This is a genomic window from Aurantiacibacter hainanensis (genome assembly GCF_036321025.1).
In the GTDB taxonomy this organism is placed as follows: Bacteria; Pseudomonadota; Alphaproteobacteria; order Sphingomonadales; family Sphingomonadaceae; genus Alteraurantiacibacter; species Alteraurantiacibacter hainanensis.
On sequence record NZ_JAZAPB010000002.1, the window covers coordinates 1566428 to 1582392 of the forward strand.

Here is a 15965-nt window from a genome sequence, read left to right on the forward strand (position 1 = left end):
GCCGCCTGATCGGTAGGCAAGCGGGATGAACAAGGCACCACCAACGATCTTCTCACCGCGGCGCAAAGAGGCGCGGCGCGAGCGTGCCGAAGCGATGCGCAAGCGCGAGGAAACCGACCTCTTCCTGTTCGATACGATGATCGACGATATCGTCGAGCGTCTCGCCTTCGTGCGCCATGAACCACGCTCCATCGGCTTGCAGGGTTTCGGTAGCGCTGACCTCGCGCAGGCCCTGCCCCGCACTGACGCCACGACGACTTTCCTGCCCCGAGACTTCGATGCGCCAGTGGAGGCGACGGAGCGATCGTTCGATCTCGTCGCCAGCGTCGGTTCGCTCGATACGGTCAACGACCTTCCCGGTGCGCTGATCCAGATGCGCGAACTGCTTGAGCCGCAAGGCCTTGTGATCACCACCTTTGTCGGAGGGGCCAGTCTTCAGAACCTGCGCCGCGCCATGATCGAGGCGGACGCCGAAAGGCCCGCCGCCCGCATGCATCCGCTTGTCGATCCGCGATCCTGCCCGCAATTGCTGTCACGAGCGGGGTGGCGCGATCCCGTGGTCGACAGCTTCGCCCTGAAGGTGCGCTATGGCTCGCTCGACCGGCTTGTCGAAGACCTGCGCGCCCATGCGCTGGGCAATGTTCTTGCCAATCCCGCCCCGCCGCTGTCGCGCGCTGCCCTGGAGCGGGCGCGGCGCGCGTTCCTGGCGCGGGCCGATGACGACGGGAAGGTCAGCGAGACCTTCGAGATCATCACCCTGACGGGTCGCCGCTAGACCTTCTTGCTTCGCAGAGCCGCCTGCGCCGCCGCGAGCCGCGCGATCGGGACGCGGTAGGGCGAGGCGCTGACGTAGTCGAGCCGGACCTTCTCGCAGAAGGCGATGCTTTCCGGGTCGCCGCCATGCTCGCCGCAGATGCCGAGCTTCAGATCCTGTCGCGTCGCCCGCCCTCGCTCGGCAGCCATTTCCACCAGCTGGCCCACGCCATCGACGTCGAGGCTGACGAAAGGATCGCGCGCATAGATGCCCTTGTCGACATAGGGCGACAGGAATCGCCCGGCGTCGTCGCGCGACACGCCGAGCGCGGTCTGCGTGAGATCGTTCGTGCCGAAGGAGAAGAACCGCGCTTCCTCGGCAATTTCGCCCGCCATCAGTGCGGCGCGCGGCAGTTCGATCATGGTGCCGACGAGATATTCGACCCTGGCGCCCTTCTCGGCAAAGACTTCCTCCGCCGTTTCGTTCACCAGCTTGCGGAGGATCTCGAGTTCCTTCTTCGTGGCGACCAGCGGGATCATCACTTCCGGCACCACGGGATCTCCGCCTTCGGCGGTCACGTCGCAGGCGGCCTCGAAAATGGCGCGGGCCTGCATCTCGTAGATCTCGGGATAGGTGATCCCCAGGCGGCAGCCGCGGTGGCCCAGCATGGGGTTGAATTCGTGAAGCTCGCCCGCGCGCCGCTTCAGATGATCCATGCTGACATCCAGGCTGTCGGCCAGTTCCTGGAACTCCTCGTCACGGCTCGGCATGAATTCGTGGAGCGGCGGATCGAGCAGGCGGATGGTGCACGGCAGCCCGTGCATGGTGCGGAAGATCTCGGCGAAGTCGCCCCGCTGTTCGGGCAGCAGCCGCTCCAGCGCGCGGCGGCGACCGGCCTCGTCGTCGGCCAGGATCATCGCGCGAACGGCGCTGATCCGGCCGGCGTCGAAGAACATGTGCTCGGTGCGGCAAAGGCCGATGCCCTCCGCCCCGAAACCGCGGGCGGTCCTGCAGTCCTCCGGCGTTTCCGCATTCGTGCGCACGCCCATGCGGCGGTGCCTGTCCGCCCATTCCATCAGGGTGCCGAAATCACCGGCCAGTTCCGGCTCTATCGTGGGCACGCGGCCCGCCATGATCTGCCCGGTGCCGCCATCCAGGGTGATGACGTCGCCTTCACTGAGTTCGCGAGAGCCGATGCGCAGCGTGCGCTGTTCAAGGTTGATCGACACGCCGCTTGCGCCCGAGACGCAGGGACGGCCCATGCCGCGCGCCACCACGGCGGCGTGGCTGGTCATGCCGCCGCGCGCCGTCAGGATGCCGCGCGCCGCGTGCATTCCGTGAATGTCCTCGGGGCTTGTCTCGACGCGAACCAGGATCACGTCTTCTTCGCGGTTCGCCCACAGTTCCGCCGTATCGGCATCCAGCACGATCTTGCCCGACGCCGCGCCGGGAGAGGCCGGCAGGCCGCTGGCAAGTTCGTCGCGCTCCGCATCGGGATCCAGTGTGGGGTGCAGCAGCTGGTCCAGGGCCATGGGATCGACCCGGCAGATGGCGGTTTCCTCGTCGATCAGGCCTTCTTCCACCATGTCCACGGCCATCTTCAGCGCCGCCTTCGCGGTGCGCTTGCCGTTGCGGGTCTGCAGCATCCACAGCGTGCCTTCCTGCACGGTGAATTCGATGTCCTGCATGTCCTTGTAGTGCTTTTCGAGCAGGTCGAAGACGCGGGTCAGCTCCTCGTAGGCGCCGGGCATGGCTTCTTCCATGCTCGGCTTTTCCGCTCCGGCGGACTCGCGCCGTGCCCGGGTGAGATATTGCGGCGTGCGGATGCCCGCCACCACGTCCTCGCCCTGCGCGTTCACCAGCCACTCGCCGTAATAGGTGCGCTCTCCGGTGGAGGGGTCGCGGGTGAAGGCGACGCCGGTGGCGCTGGTATCGCCCATGTTGCCGAAAACCATCGCCTGCACGTTCACGGCGGTGCCCATGTCGTGCGGGATGGAATTGAGGCGGCGGTAGATCTTCGCGCGTTCGGTATCCCAGCTGGCAAAGACGGCGGCGATGGCGCCCCACAGCTGTTCATGCACGTCCTGCGGGAACGGCTCTCCGCCGCGTTCCGCCTTCACGATCTGCTTGAACTCGCCCACGATGGCGCGCCAGTCGTCGGCGGTCATCTCGGTGTCGGTGAAATAGCCGTTGTCTTCCTTGGCGATCTCCACCGCTTCCTCGAACAGGCCGTGATCGAGGCCGAGGACCACGTCCGAATACATCTGCACGAAGCGGCGATAGCTGTCCCACGCAAAGCGGTCGTCGTTGCTGACGGTTGCCAGCCCTTCGACGGTCTCGTCGTTGAGGCCCAGGTTCAGCACCGTGTCCATCATGCCGGGCATGGAAACCGCCGCGCCGGACCGGACGGAGACGAGAAGCGGGTCGGCCGCGTCGCCAAATGCCTTGCCCACGCTGCGTTCGATATGCGCGAGAGCATCCGCAACGGCGGCGCGCAGGTCGTCGGAGAAGGCGGCGCCATGTTCGAGGTAACGCACCGACTCTTCCGTCGTGATGGTGAAGCCGGGAGGGACCGGCAGGCCGATGCTGGCCATTTCGGCAAGGTTTGCGCCCTTGCCTCCGGTCACGGTCTTGTCGCGCTGGCGGGGATCGTCGTGGGGCGCGTCACCGCCGAAAGTGTAGACCGTTTGCGTCATTGCCTTACCTCAAACCTGGAACGCCAAACCCGCGCTTTCCAAAAGCGCCAGATCGATCCCAATTCATTGTCTTCACGAAGGTTTCTGCCGAAATCGGTGTTGGACCTGTCACCTTTCGCTTCAACCCTCGATCCTGGAAAAGTCCGCCACGTTGTGCACTGCAGCACGAAACCGTGCAAGCAGGTCGAGACGGGCAGCGCGCTTGTCCTCATCGTCGGCGTTCACGGTGACCTCGTCGAAAAAGGCATCGATGGGGGCGCGAAGGCTGGCGAGCGCGGACATGGCGGCTTCGAAATCCTCGGACTCAATGGCCGCGCTGGCTCTCGGTTCCGCCGCATCCAGCGCTTCTATCAGCGCCTTTTCAGCAGGTTCGGGGGTGTAGGACAGTTCGCGGGCGTGGCGCTCGGTCATCTTGGCGTCGACCACGGCCTTCATGTCGGGATCGTCGACCAGCGCCAGCGGGTCTTCCTCTCCCGTACGGGCGATCTCGCCCTCGATGCCGTGCCAATCTTCCTTCTTCAGAATGTTGGCCGCTCGCTTGTAACCGGCGAGCAGGTTTGCCCCGTTGTCGGTATCGATGAAGGCTTGCAGGGCGTGGACGCGGGCGACCGTTCTAACCGTGTCGCCGTCGCGTTCGTTCGGAAGAACGGCGTCGATCATGTCGTGGCGAATGCCGTCTTCACGCTGCTGCACTTTCAACCTCTCGATGAAGAAGCCGGCAATGTCGCGGCTCGCATCCGGCGAGCCGCCCGGATGGGCGGCAGCGGTGATCAGTTGCCTCAGGCTGATGCGCAGGTCGTTCTCGAGGATCAGGGCCAGAATGCCGAGGGTCGCCCGGCGCAGCGCGAAGGGATCCTTCGAGCCGGTAGGTTTCTCGTCGATCTGGAAAAAGCCGACGAGCGTATCCAGCTTGTCCGCCAGCGAAACCGCCACGGTCACCGGCGCGGTGGGCACATCGTCGCCCTGCCCCACCGGCTTGTAGTGATCGCGGATGGCGTTTGAGACTTCGCGGGGCAGGCCTTCCTTCTCGGCGTAGTAGCCGCCCATCAGGCCCTGCAGTTCGGGGAATTCGCCTACCATCTCGGTGACGAGGTCGGCCTTGGAAAGGCGCGCGGCCTGTTCGGCCTGGTCTGCGTCGGCGCCCTGCACCACGCCTTCTTCCACCAGCCAGCGAGCGAGTTTGGCGACGCGTTCGACCTTGTCGGCGACGGTGCCCAGCTTCTCGTGGAAGGTGATGCGCTCCAGCTTGCTGGCATGGTCGGCCAGAGGCGTCTTCTGGTCCAGTTCCCAGAAGAAGCGCGCATCGCTCAAACGCGCGGCAAGCACCTTTCGGTTGCCGTCGACGATGGCTTCGCCGCCGTCCGCTGCCTCGATATTGGCGGTGCAGACGAAGGCGTTGGCGAGCGCTCCGCCCTCGCCTTCGCAGACGAAATACTTCTGGTTCACCCGCGCGGTAAGCTGGATGACCTCGGGCGGCACGGCGAGAAACTCGGGGTCGAACCGGCCCAGCAGCGGCACCGGCCATTCGGTAAGGCCGGCGTTCTCAACCACCAACCCCTCGTCCTCCACCAGCGTCAGGCCAGCGGCGGAGGCTACCTTTGCTGCGGCATCGCGGATCAGGTCCTGCCGTTCCTCGTGGTCCACGATCACGTGGCAGGCGCGCAGCTTCTCGGCATAGTCGTCGGCGCTGCCGATGGTGATGTCGCCCGAATGATGAAAGCGATGGCCCAGGGTGACCCAGCCGGAAGTGACGCCGTGCACCTCGCACTCGATCAGTTCCTCGCCCAGCAAGGCGACGATACCCGAAAGCGGGCGCACCCAGCGAAGGCTTTCCGTCGAGAGCGAGGCTTCGCCCCAGCGCATGGACTTGGGCCAGCTGAAATCGCGCACGATGGCGGGGATGGCTTCGGCGAGCAGGGCCTTCGTGGCGCGGCCGGGAATGTTCTTCACCGCGAAATAGGTTTCGCGGCCCTTCACGTCGCGCACTTCCAGATCGTCGCGGGAGACGCCGTTCTTGCGGCAGAAGCCTTCCACGGCCTGATCGGGCGCGCCGACGGGCGGACCCTTGGCCTCTTCCGAAACCGCCTTCGTTGCATCCGGCAGAGCGCGTGCGATCAGCGCAAGGCGCCGGGGGGTGGACCAGACGGTGATCGCGCCCGTTTCCACTCCCGCGGCATCCATCTCGCGGCGGAACAGCTTTTCCAGTTCCGCGCGGGCGCCGGCCTGCATGCGGGCGGGAATTTCTTCGGATCGCAGTTCGAGGAGGAAATCGCTCATAGCGACCACTCCGGATACTTCGCCTGCCACTCGGGCGCGAGCTTCTCCGCGTATTTCTCGCATGAACCGCGCGCCAGGTCACGCACGCGGGCCATGTAGCTGGCGCGTTCCTGCACCGAAATCACGCCGCGCGCCTGCAGCAGGTTGAAAAGGTGGCTGGCTTCCACCGCCTGCTCGTAGGCGGCGATGGGCACGTCGGCATCCAGCGCGTTGCGGCACTCGGCCTCTGCCTTGTTGAACAGGTCGAACAGGGCATCGGTCTCGGCGACCTCGAAGTTCCACTTCGACATCTGCTTCTCGTTCTCGAGGAAGACTTCGCCGTAGCTCACGCCCTTCCCGTTGAAATCGAGATCGTAGACGTTGTCGACGCCCTGGATATACATGGCGAGACGTTCGAGGCCGTAGGTCAGTTCGCCCGCCACGGGCTTGCAGTCGAAGCCGCCCATCTGCTGGAAATAGGTGAACTGGGTCACTTCCATCCCGTCGCACCACACTTCCCAGCCAAGGCCCCAGGCGCCCAGCGTGGGGCTTTCCCAGTCATCTTCCACGAAGCGGATATCGTGCTTGAGCGGATCGATGCCGATCACGCGCAGGCTTTCCAGGTAGAGCTCCTGAATGTCGGGCGGGCTCGGCTTCAGGATCACCTGGTACTGGTAGTAATGCTGCAACCGGTTGGGGTTCTCGCCATAGCGCCCGTCGGTCGGACGGCGGCACGGCTGCACGAAGGCGGCGTTCCATGGCTCCGGCCCCAGCGCGCGCAGCGTCGTGGCGGTGTGGAACGTGCCCGCGCCCATGCGCAAGTCGTAGGGTTGCAGGATCAGGCAGCCGTTCGCGCTCCAGAAATCGTGGAGGGCAAGGATCATGTCCTGGAACGAGGATTGCGGATTGCGGTCCGTGGTTGTCGTCATCTCGCGCCGGGCAATGGCTCAAGCCCCTGCAAGCGTCAATGCCGCACGCGCGAACACGCTGCCGCGGGGCGCTTGACATGGCGGGCGCGGCGGGTGTCAGGTAAGGGCGATGACGCGCCCTTTGCTCACACTTCTGTTGGCACCGCTGGCCGCCTGCCTGCCGCTTGGCGCAAGCGCTCAGGCGGAAGAGGATCGCTTTGCCTTCACGCAGGACTACGAGCCCGCCCCGGCGATGTGGGAATTGTCCGACGAGGACACGACGATCTACATGCTCGGCACGATCCACCTGCTGCCCGAGGGTTTCCGGTGGCGCAATCCGCAGCTGGACGCGATCATCGACGAGGCGGACGTGCTGGTGGTGGAAACCAGCGACGAGGACAGCATGGGCGCGCTCGACGCCATCGGGCCGAAGATCGCCCGCGTCATGGAGAATCGCACTCCCACTTCGCGCCAGCTCTCGCCCGGCTCCCGCCCGCGCTGGCGGGAATTGATCACGCTGACGGGCATGCCCTTCGAATACGTCGATTCCATTCCCGTGATGGTCGCGCTGCTCGGCTTTGGCCAGACGAGCCTCGAAGGCGATCCATCCCGCTACGAGTTCGGCGTGGAAACGGTGCTGCAACGCGAATTCACCGAAAGCGGGCGACCGATCGAATCGATCGAGGATTTCGGACGCGTCATGTACGGCCTGTTCCGCGTGGACGAGGCGGAAGTGGTCGGCGAGCTGGACGTGCAGTTGCGCGAATGGCGCGGCAAGTCGATCGATGGCCTTTACGACACCTCCTACGACGACCTTACCGGCGACGATTACTGGGCGATGGAACATGCCTGGGCGCGCGGCGAAGTGGACGAGGATTTCGACCTCGGCTTCGGCGACGGAAAGATCGGGGATGCCTTCCGCGAAGTGCTGCTGAACCATCGCAACACCCAGTGGGCGGAGTGGCTGGACGAGCGACTCGATAGACCCGGCACCGTGCTGGTGGCGGTAGGTGCGGGCCATTTCGAAGGTCCCGATTCGGTGCTCGTGAAGTTGCAGGCGCGTGGCCTGCACGCGGAACGCATCAACTAGAGCACTGATTGAAAAACAGTCTGTGTCCTCGGGCAGGGCCGCCCTGACGTGAAGTCAGGTTTTCTTGACACTGGAAAGAAAACACGACATAAAGTCAGGTATTCCTGACATAACGTCAGGATTGCCTGACGGAGACAGACAATGTTTCGCAAGTTGCTCGGAACCTGCCAGTCGCGCCCGATGACACGGGGCGAGGCGCTGGCCTTCTGGATATCCATCGGCGCGGTGATGTTCACATCGCTGGCCTCTCTGGCCTTTTGAACCGGGCCACGGAGGAGATCTTTCATGCACGACGAAGGTAACAAGTCGGGAGACCGCAAGGCGGACGACCCGCTAATGCCTTTCGTTCCGTTTGCTGAAGCCGCGCCTTTGGCCGGGCCGGGGATCTGACAGGTCCGATGAACAATCGCCTCAAAGTCCTGCGTGCCGAGCGCGACTGGAGCCAGGCCGAACTCGCCGGTCGGCTCGACGTATCGCGCCAGGCCGTGAACGCAATCGAGACCGGCAAGCACGATCCTTCGCTGCCGCTCGCGTTCCGGATCGCCCGCCTTTTCGAAATGCCTATCGAGGAGATCTTCGATGACGGACACCAATGAAGCCCTCTCGGGAGAGCAGCGCCTGGAATCGCGAACCCGGCGGCTCTGGACATTCTGTGCGCTGGGCATGGCCGCCACCATCGCGATAGGTCTCGGCTCCGGCTATGCCGCCGCGCTATATGAAGAAGGTGCGCTTCCGGGCTGGTTGATAGTCGTTCTCTGGGGCCTGGCGCTGGTCAGTTTCACCTGGTTCACATGGGGTTACTTCCGCCGTGTCGACGAACTCGATGTGATGGACAACCTGTGGGCCGGCATGATCGGATTGTACTTCTATTGCGTCGGCCTGCCGACCTGGCTGGCGTTCGCCCACATTGGCATCGCCCCGCCGATGGACGACGTGCTCCTCTACGTTGCCGTCGCGGTCGTTACCGGCATCGCCTACGGTCTTCGCAAGTTGGGCTTGCGCTGAATTCCAATCCCCCCCACCTTCACTCTCTCCTGGAGTATCGCACATGCTACGCACCCTGGCTCGTACCGTTTCTGCCCTGGCTCTGTCGCTGGGCGCATTCATCTCCCCCGCCCTCGCCGATCACCACGAGGAAGAGGCCGTCGGCCCGGCCCTGTGGAGCCTCTCCGACAAGGACACGACGATCTACCTGTTCGGCACGATCCACGTCCTGCCCGAAGGCGAGACCTGGTACGACGATCGGATCGCCAAGGCCTTCGATTCCTCGGACGAGCTGGTCTTCGAAATCTCCATGGACGACATGGATAGCTCCGCCCAGGCAATGGCCGGTCTCGCCATGCTGCCCGAAGGTCAGACCCTGCGCAGCCTGATGACCGAGGAAAATCGCGCCGAATACGAGGCCGCGCTGGAAGGCCTGGGTGTCCCCGCCGCCGCGATGGACCCTGTGGAACCCTGGGCGGCGACGCTCAGCCTTTCCATGCTTCCGCTGATGCAGGCAGGCTGGCAACCGAACGCGGGTGTCGAAATGGTCCTGCGACAGCGCGGCGAGGACAAGCAGCGCGGCGCGCTCGAAACGGTCGAGGAGCAGGTTGCCCTGTTCGATACCCTGCCGATGGACGCGCAGCTGGCACTGCTCGATTCAACCGTCGAGAATATCGACAAGATGGTCGCCTCGCTGGACCTTATGAAAGCCGAGTGGCTGGAAGGCGATGCCGATGCGCTGGGCGAACTGATGAATGCCGAGATGGACGATCCGGAACTTCGCGAGCGCCTGCTGGTCAACCGCAACCGCAACTGGGTCGACTGGATCGAAAACCGCCTCGACACCCCCGGTACGGTATTCGTCGCGGTCGGAGCCGGGCACCTGGCCGGCGAAGGCAGCGTGCAGGCCTTGCTGGCGGAGCGCGGCCTGACGGTGAAACGGATCGGAAGTTGATCGCGAAACGCATTACCTCGCTTGTCGTTGCAGGGGCGCTGTGGCTGACCGGCTGCGGCGCCCCTTTCGAGCCTGAAACCGACTGGCCCGACGCCTCCCCCGCGATCTGGGAGATCACCGCGCGTTCGGGTGAGAAAGGCTGGGTGTTCGGCACGGTCCATGCCCTGCCCGACGACATGGCCTGGGGTTCTCCCGTGCTGGACGAGACGTTCGAAGAGGCCGGGGTGCTGGTGGTGGAAGTGGCCAACCTGGACGATCCGGCCGGAATGGGCCTTTTCGCGGATCTTTCCGAGACGCCGGGGCAACCCCCGCTGCAAAGCCGCGTGGAGCCGGGCGAGCGCCCTGCCCTGCAGGCCCTGATGGAAGAGGCCGACATGGCCGATACCGATTTCGGCCGCGTCGAAAGCTGGGCCGCGGCTATGATGCTATCGTCCGAGGTGCGCAGCGGCGATCCGGCGAACGGCGTCGACCGCGTGCTGATCCACAACGCCGAAGAGGTGATCGGGCTTGAGGGCTTTTCCCAGCAGCTGGAGATGTTCGATACCCTGTCCGAGGAAGCGCAGGCCGACCTGCTCTACGGCGTCGCGCGATCGCATCAGGCCAATTCCGAGCAGGAAATGCTGCTGGCTTGGCTGACCGGCGACGAGGACCAGCTCGCCGCGCACGTGAACGACACGCTGGATTTCTCGCCCGAACTGAAGCGCGTGCTGCTTTCGGATCGCAATGCCCGCTGGGTCGAAAGGATCGCCGAACTGGTCGATGCGGGCGCCCGGCCCTTTGTCGCGGTGGGCGCGGGCCACGTGATCGGAGACGAAGGCGTGGTCGCCCTGTTGCAGGCGCGCGGGTACGAGGCGCGCCGCATCCAGTAGTTGCTTTTGCGCCGTATCCTGCTAGACGCGCGCCTTCCGCCGATGTCATCCCTGGAGGCGTGGCGGTGTATGTATCTGCAATCGAAAGGCATTACTGATGAGCGACGCTCTGAATCTGCCGGCCGAGATGCGTGAACGGGCTGGCAAGGGAGCCTCCCGTGCGCTGCGTCGCGAAGGCCGCGTACCCGCCGTCATTTATGGCGGCAAGGAAGAACCTTCTCCCATCCACGTGGAGGAAAAGGAGCTGGTCAAGCAACTGATGACCGGCCACTTCATGAACTCGATCGTCATGGTCGAGGTGGATGGCAAGAAAACCCGCACCATTCCCAAGGATGTGGCGCTCCACCCGGTCAGCGACCGGCCGATCCACGTCGACTTCATGCGCCTGACGAAGGGCGCGAAGATCGAAGTGAACGTGCCTGTCGTCTTCACCAACGAGGAAGCGAGCCCCGGCCTGAAGAAGGGCGGCGTGCTCAACATCGTGCGTCACGAGCTGGAACTGGTCTGCGATGCGGACAAGATCCCCGGCGAGATCGAGATCGACGTTACCGGCCTGGAAGTGGGCGATTCGGTGCACATCAGCGCCGTCACCCTGCCCGATGGTTCGGAAAGCGCGATCACCGATCGTGACTTCACCATCGCCACCGTGGTTGCCCCGTCTGCCCTCAAGCGCTCCGGCGACGAGGAGGAGGCAGCCGAAGGCGAAGAGGAAGTGCCTGCCGACGGCGTTGCCGCGACCGAACAGGGTCCGGATGCCGATGCCGAGGAAGAGCAGGAAGAAAAGAGCGAGTAATGCCGACGCGCGCACGCCTTGCTGCGCTCGCGCTGGCTGCGGGGCTGGCCGGGGGAATTTCCCTCGCGCCGGCTCCAGCGCTTGCCCAGTCCGCCCGCGTTCTGCCGTCCGATCCGCAGGATTTTCAGTGCTTCGTGCTGATGCAGCAGCGTCGCGGGCAACTTGCGAACGCGGCTTCCATGACGCCTGAGCAACGCTCCGAAATCCTCAACAACCTCACCATCATCTCGGCCTTCTATGCCGGACGGCTCAGCCACTATTCCTCTGCCGAGGCGGTGGCGCAGTTCCGGCAGGCCGCCGGGCTGATTGCCAGTTCCAACCGCCAGCAGCTGGACAGGTTCGCCAACACCTGCGCGAACTTCTACCTCTCGGTGATGGAAGTGCTGGGCAACACCAATCTTCAGGCCAATGCACCGCAGCAGGCCGCGCCGCAAACCGGCGTACCCGAAGAGGGTGAACGCTAGGGGAGGTTCCCCATGCAATTGTGGGTAGGCCTGGGAAATCCCGGACCGCGCTATGCCATGCATCGTCACAACGTCGGCTTCATGGCCTGCGACGTGCTGGCCGAAATGCACGATTTCGATCCGGTGCAGAAGAAGTTCCAGGGCTGGCTGCAGGAAGGCCGCATCGGCGGCGAAAAGATCCTGCTGCTGAAACCCGGCACTTTCATGAACGAAAGCGGCCGCAGCGTGGGCGAGGCCATGCGCTTCTACAAGCTGCCCGTGGAAGCCCTGACGGTATTCCACGACGAACTGGATCTGGCTCCGTTCAAGGTGAAAGTGAAACAGGGCGGCGGCCACGCCGGGCATAACGGCCTGCGATCGATCGACGCCCATCTCGGCCCCGATTTCCGCCGCGTGCGCATCGGCATCGGCCACCCCGGTCACAAGGACAGGGTGCACGGCCACGTGCTGGGCAACTATTCCAAGGCGGAGATGGACGATCTCGTCCAGATGCTGGGTGCCATCGGCTCCTGCGCGGAATGGCTGGCGGCGGGCGACGACCCGCGCTTCATGAGTGAATACGCCCTGCGGATGCAGGACTGAGCGTCAGCTGCTGGCAGCCTCGATCGCTGCCTGCACCCGCATCGCTTCCGCATCGCCCCGGTTGCGCGCGACAACCGGCGCGGCAATGGCCCGGGCCGTCTCCACCTGGCCAAGCTGCAGCAGGGATTCGGCATACAGCAGCCGGGCCGGATCGTGGTCTGCGAGCTCGGCTTCGCTCGCCTGCAACAGTTCGCGCGCGTCGGCCCATTCGCCATCCCAGGCCCGCACCCGCGCCTGCTGGTAGACGAATTCCGGGTCCAGCGGCCGGGTTTCGGCACCGTAGGCGATCAGGTGCCGCGTGATTTCGGGCTTATCTGCCCGTTCGGATGCGGCAATGGCGGCGATCAGCGCAGGCCTGTCCAGCGGCACCTTCTCTATGATCCGAAGGTAGTTCGAAAGCGCGACAAGGTGATTGCCCTGCGCCTCTGCCAGGCGACCGGCGACAAACAGCGTTTCCACCCGTTCAGGAGCTGCGCCGACAGCCCGGGCCACGGCGCGCGCTGCGTCCTGCGTCTCGCCGCGGGCGAGGAGGTAGCTCGCCTCCGCGGTGTACAGGCGCACCCGCTCGCCCTCGGCGCTGCGCCCTTGGCGAAAGGCCGCCCTGGCGCCCTCCTCATCCCCTTCGAGGTCGGCTGCCAGCGCCCGTAAGCGCCAGGCTTCGGCGCTTCGTGCGTTTCCGATCAGTTCGATCGCGGCGTCGGTTTCGCCGCTCTGTAACTTGGCCTCCGCCTCGACGAGAACGAGGTCCTCGGAGCCTCCGCCCGCAGCCTCCAACCGGTCGAGGGTTGCGGCAACGTCTTCACCCCTCCCCATCGCCAGCTGAATTCGCGCCAGCAACTCCAGGGCCGTGGTGCTGTCAGCATCCGCGACCAGCGCTGTCTGCACGTGTTCGTAGGCAGCAAGGTAGTCCTGCGCCTCGAACGAAGCCTGCGCCTCATCCAGCGGATCGACCGGCGCCGCCGAGCAGGCGGACAGGGCCATGGCCAGAATGGCGGCCTCAAGGGTACGCGGGCGGAACATCAGCGATGCTGTACCGGGAAAGCGCAAACATTCGGTGAAGCGTCGAAATTCCTTACAACTTAACCCTCGAGAAGCGTGCGTTAACCATCGTGACCCGCAGAAAGCCGCAATTGGCACGCCGATTGCTTCGATGTCATCAACCATTCTTCTGGGGGTTTAAGATGCGTTCGAAATTTGCCTGCGGGCTGCTTGCCGCTGCGTCCATCGCGATCGCGTCACCCGCGCTTGCAGATCCCATCACGCTGGGCAGCGGTGACATCGGATCGAGCTTTACGATCGACTTCGATGGCTTCGCCAATTCGCCGACGAACACGGTCGACAACCTGACCAGTTCGATCACCTTCACGCTCGAGGGCGTGACGGGCAGCGCCTACACCTTCGGCTACCTGGTCGACAACACGACCGGCGGCGGCCTGACGTCGAACATCTCGAGCTTCGCCTTCAATGTCGATCCCGACATTACCGCCGCCACGTCGACCGGCGACTACAGCTTCGCCTTCGTGACGGATGGACAGGGCAGCGACCCGTCCTATCCCAACCAGATCGGCGCGGTGGATGTCTGCTTCAAGGCGGCAAACAGCGGCTCGTGCTCGAACAGCGGTGGCATCTCCGAGGGCCAGAGCGGCAGCGGCACGCTTTCGCTGCTGTTCGGCTCCGACGTCAGCGAGATCACGCTGAGCGACTTCTTCGTGCGCTATCAGGGCATCAGCGGAGCCGGCGACGTGACTTCTGCCAGCGGGCAGTCGACCACGTCCAGCGGCTCCACCACCAGCAGCACGTCGAGCGGTACGCAGGTGCCGGCGCCGGGTGCAATCGGCCTGCTCGGGCTTGCACTGCTCGGCCTCGGCCTTGCGCGCCGTCGTCGCAAGCTTTCCACCGGCGAGATGCAGCCCGCTTTCGCCTGATCGGCTCTTACTGTTCCTGGTAGGGGCGTCGTTCCAGTGGGACGACGCCCTTTCCTTTTGTCTATCCGCGCCGGGCGCTCGCAAGGTGTTCGGCAATGGTGGTGTTGCCCGGCGCAAGCCGTGCCGCCCGCTCCAGCAGTTCCACGCCGCGCGCCCTATCGCGATCGGTCTGCACCATCAGCCAACCCGCGGTATCGAGCACGTTGGGATGATCGGGCGCGAGTGCCAGCGCAGCCAGAGCCAGGTCCAGCGCTTCCTCGGACCGGCCCGTCCGGCTCGTCGCGTAAGCAAGGTTGTTGAGGACAAGGGCGTTGGAATCGCCCGTCCAACCGCGCAGCTGTTCGTAGGCAGAGATGGCCGCGCCCCAGCGTTCGGCGCGCAGGTGCGCATCGGCGCGGGCCAGCAAGGTGGCTACGCGCTCTTCCGGCGGAGCCTGCGCCAGGGCTTCGTCGATCAGCCGTGTCTGGCCCGACTGCCGAGCAGCCTCGGCGTAGAGCGCGAGATCGCGCGGTGTGCCGTCAGCGCTGGTCGCAAGGGGGCGGATCGTGTCGAAGGCGGAACGGGCATCGTCGACGGACAGTTGCGCGCGCGCCAGCACCCGCCGCGGCTCCGCTGCCTGCGGATTGCGTCGGACAAGGTCCGCAAGCCGGGGCAAGGCCTGCTCGGGCATCTCCAGTTCGAGCAGCGAACGGGCGTAGAGCAACTGCTGGCGCGGATCGTCCCTGCTCTCGATCGGTTGGAGCAGGTCTCTCACGGCGGCCCAGTCCGACTCCTCGGCAGCCAGGCGCGCCTGCAGGTAGATCACGTCGGGATCGCCCGGCATCCGGCGCGCCGCATCGGCCACCAATGCACTCGCCTCCTCGATCTGCCCCATGTCGCCCAGCACGCCGATGCGGCCCAGCAAGGCCGCGCGGGAATCGGGCCATTCCTCCTGTGCCCGAGCGAAAAATTCGAGCGCCTGCGAAAGGGCGCCCATTTCCTGCGCAATCAGCGCGCTCGCCAGCAGCGGATCGAGCCCCTCGGGGTCGGCCTCGCGCGCCAGTCGCGCCTGCTCCGCCGCCAGATCGGCATCCCCGGATGCCATGGCAAGGCGCGCGTAGTCCGCATGGAGCCGCGAGCGATCGCCCGGCGCGCGAACACCGCGCTGGAAGGCATCGACCGCCTCTTCCCGGCGACCGACGCCGATGTGGGCCAGTGCGGCGATGCGCAATCCATCCGCCGTGCCGAGCGATTCTCCCGCGGCCAGGGCGCTCTCGAACTCGCCCTGCAGCAGGAATGCCTCGGCCAGCAGCGCCCGATGATCGGCTGGGGACCGGCCCAGCTGTTCCAGGCGCAGCAGCGTGGAATTTGCGCCGGTGCCGTCGCCCAGCATCAGCTGTGTCCGGGCGAGCAGGTCCAGCGCCTCCGCATCGTTCTCGTCGGCCTGCAACAGTGTGCCGAGGTCGAGCCGCGCCTCGCCGAAGCGATGGTCCGCAAAGGCCTGTTCGGCCCGGTCCATGCGTTCCTCCGGCGAAATGCCGCATCCGGGGAGCGCAAGGGCAAGAGCGGCAGCGGCAAGAAAGTGGGGGTGCGGTTTCATGCCGGCAGCCCTAGCGGGTTCAGGTTGAAAAGCGGTTTACCGCCTTTCCGCATCCGCTGGCTTTCCCGGTGCCGAGCGTCTAAGGCGCGGCGCAACGCCAATCCAAACGC

The 15965-nt window shown here is 65.2% G+C and carries 15 protein-coding genes; 10 read left to right on the forward strand and 5 right to left on the reverse strand.

Annotated features, from left to right (window positions below):
* Nucleotides 1–25: 25 nt before the first annotated feature.
* Nucleotides 26–775 carry a methyltransferase domain-containing protein gene (locus AAA989_RS15045; RefSeq protein WP_338244969.1) on the forward strand — a complete coding sequence of 250 codons (750 nt, stop codon included), beginning with the start codon at nt 26–28 and terminating at the stop codon, nt 773–775.
* Here AAA989_RS15045 and ppdK read toward each other — a convergent pair.
* The 3 genes from ppdK to AAA989_RS15060 all read right to left on the reverse strand — a co-directional run bounded on the left by ppdK (nt 772) and on the right by AAA989_RS15060 (nt 6635).
* On the reverse strand, nt 772–3450 hold the full coding sequence (ppdK, locus tag AAA989_RS15050; RefSeq protein ID WP_338244971.1) for a pyruvate, phosphate dikinase: 2679 nt from the start codon (nt 3448–3450) through the stop codon (nt 772–774). The two genes, AAA989_RS15045 and ppdK, sit on opposite strands and share 4 nt — an antisense overlap.
* 120 nt (nt 3451–3570) lie before the next feature.
* Nucleotides 3571–5727: a glycine--tRNA ligase subunit beta gene (gene glyS, locus AAA989_RS15055; RefSeq protein ID WP_338244973.1), complete on the reverse strand. Its 2157-nt coding sequence runs from the start codon at nt 5725–5727 to the stop codon at nt 3571–3573.
* Nucleotides 5724–6635 (reverse strand): glycine--tRNA ligase subunit alpha, encoded by a 912-nt coding sequence (locus AAA989_RS15060; RefSeq protein WP_338244975.1) that lies wholly within the window; start codon nt 6633–6635, stop codon nt 5724–5726. The genes glyS and AAA989_RS15060 overlap by 4 nt, the downstream gene beginning before the upstream one ends.
* A gap of 109 nt (nt 6636–6744) precedes the next feature.
* Here AAA989_RS15060 and AAA989_RS15065 point away from each other — a divergent pair, with 109 nt between their 5' ends.
* The 8 genes from AAA989_RS15065 (at nt 6745) to pth (ending at nt 12351) form a co-directional block, all read left to right on the forward strand.
* A complete protein-coding gene (locus AAA989_RS15065) occupies nt 6745–7704 on the forward strand; it encodes a TraB/GumN family protein (protein WP_338244977.1) in 960 nt (319 codons plus the stop codon).
* 398 nt (nt 7705–8102) lie between these two features.
* A complete protein-coding gene (locus AAA989_RS15070; protein ID WP_338244979.1) occupies nt 8103–8300 on the forward strand; it encodes a helix-turn-helix transcriptional regulator in 198 nt (65 codons plus the stop codon).
* Nucleotides 8284–8709 carry a hypothetical protein gene (locus tag AAA989_RS15075; RefSeq protein ID WP_338244981.1) on the forward strand — a complete coding sequence of 142 codons (426 nt, stop codon included), beginning with the start codon at nt 8284–8286 and terminating at the stop codon, nt 8707–8709. Before AAA989_RS15070 ends, AAA989_RS15075 begins: the two co-directional genes overlap by 17 nt.
* A gap of 43 nt (nt 8710–8752) precedes the next feature.
* A complete protein-coding gene (locus AAA989_RS15080) occupies nt 8753–9643 on the forward strand; it encodes a TraB/GumN family protein (RefSeq protein ID WP_338244983.1) in 891 nt (296 codons plus the stop codon).
* Nucleotides 9640–10512, forward strand: coding sequence for a TraB/GumN family protein (locus AAA989_RS15085; RefSeq protein ID WP_338244985.1), 873 nt, complete (start codon nt 9640–9642; stop codon nt 10510–10512). The genes AAA989_RS15080 and AAA989_RS15085 overlap by 4 nt, the downstream gene beginning before the upstream one ends.
* Nucleotides 10513–10609: 97 nt before the next feature.
* Nucleotides 10610–11305: a 50S ribosomal protein L25/general stress protein Ctc gene (locus AAA989_RS15090; RefSeq protein WP_338244987.1), complete on the forward strand. Its 696-nt coding sequence runs from the start codon at nt 10610–10612 to the stop codon at nt 11303–11305.
* Complete coding sequence (locus AAA989_RS15095) at nt 11305–11769, forward strand: hypothetical protein (protein WP_338244989.1); 465 nt, start codon at nt 11305–11307, stop codon at nt 11767–11769. The genes AAA989_RS15090 and AAA989_RS15095 overlap by 1 nt, the downstream gene beginning before the upstream one ends.
* Nucleotides 11770–11781: 12 nt before the next feature.
* The gene (gene pth, locus AAA989_RS15100) at nt 11782–12351 is read left to right on the forward strand and encodes an aminoacyl-tRNA hydrolase (protein WP_338244991.1); all 570 of its coding nucleotides are present in this window, start codon (nt 11782–11784) and stop codon (nt 12349–12351) included.
* A 3-nt stretch (nt 12352–12354) separates the two neighbouring features.
* On the opposite strand, the gene AAA989_RS15105 is transcribed toward pth, so the two are convergent.
* Nucleotides 12355–13371, reverse strand: coding sequence for a tetratricopeptide repeat protein (locus AAA989_RS15105; RefSeq protein ID WP_338244993.1), 1017 nt, complete (start codon nt 13369–13371; stop codon nt 12355–12357).
* Nucleotides 13372–13532: 161 nt separating this feature from the next.
* Here AAA989_RS15105 and AAA989_RS15110 point away from each other — a divergent pair, with 161 nt between their 5' ends.
* A complete protein-coding gene (locus AAA989_RS15110; protein ID WP_338244995.1) occupies nt 13533–14276 on the forward strand; it encodes a cistern family PEP-CTERM protein in 744 nt (247 codons plus the stop codon).
* A gap of 61 nt (nt 14277–14337) precedes the next feature.
* Here the strand turns inward: AAA989_RS15110 and AAA989_RS15115 are convergent, their stop codons facing one another.
* Nucleotides 14338–15855 (reverse strand): tetratricopeptide repeat protein, encoded by a 1518-nt coding sequence (locus tag AAA989_RS15115; protein WP_338244997.1) that lies wholly within the window; start codon nt 15853–15855, stop codon nt 14338–14340.
* Between the last annotated feature and the right edge of the window lie 110 nt (nt 15856–15965).

Bases quoted from the DNA above. Each gene is read 5' to 3' on its own strand.
- AAA989_RS15090 (WP_338244987.1), top strand. From the start codon at position 10,610: ATGAGCGACGCTCTGAATCTGCCGGCCGAGATGCGTGAACGGGCTGGC.
- AAA989_RS15075 (WP_338244981.1), top strand. From the start codon at position 8,284: ATGACGGACACCAATGAAGCCCTCTCGGGAGAGCAGCGCCTGGAATCG.
- pth (WP_338244991.1), top strand. From the start codon at position 11,782: ATGCAATTGTGGGTAGGCCTGGGAAATCCCGGACCGCGCTATGCCATG.
- AAA989_RS15115 (WP_338244997.1), bottom strand. From the start codon at position 15,855: ATGAAACCGCACCCCCACTTTCTTGCCGCTGCCGCTCTTGCCCTTGCG.
- AAA989_RS15070 (WP_338244979.1), top strand. From the start codon at position 8,103: ATGAACAATCGCCTCAAAGTCCTGCGTGCCGAGCGCGACTGGAGCCAG.
- AAA989_RS15095 (WP_338244989.1), top strand. From the start codon at position 11,305: ATGCCGACGCGCGCACGCCTTGCTGCGCTCGCGCTGGCTGCGGGGCTG.
- AAA989_RS15045 (WP_338244969.1), top strand. From the start codon at position 26: ATGAACAAGGCACCACCAACGATCTTCTCACCGCGGCGCAAAGAGGCG.
- AAA989_RS15080 (WP_338244983.1), top strand. From the start codon at position 8,753: ATGCTACGCACCCTGGCTCGTACCGTTTCTGCCCTGGCTCTGTCGCTG.
- glyS (WP_338244973.1), bottom strand. From the start codon at position 5,727: ATGAGCGATTTCCTCCTCGAACTGCGATCCGAAGAAATTCCCGCCCGC.
- AAA989_RS15060 (WP_338244975.1), bottom strand. From the start codon at position 6,635: ATGACGACAACCACGGACCGCAATCCGCAATCCTCGTTCCAGGACATG.
- AAA989_RS15110 (WP_338244995.1), top strand. From the start codon at position 13,533: ATGCGTTCGAAATTTGCCTGCGGGCTGCTTGCCGCTGCGTCCATCGCG.
- AAA989_RS15105 (WP_338244993.1), bottom strand. From the start codon at position 13,371: ATGTTCCGCCCGCGTACCCTTGAGGCCGCCATTCTGGCCATGGCCCTG.
- ppdK (WP_338244971.1), bottom strand. From the start codon at position 3,450: ATGACGCAAACGGTCTACACTTTCGGCGGTGACGCGCCCCACGACGAT.
- AAA989_RS15065 (WP_338244977.1), top strand. From the start codon at position 6,745: ATGACGCGCCCTTTGCTCACACTTCTGTTGGCACCGCTGGCCGCCTGC.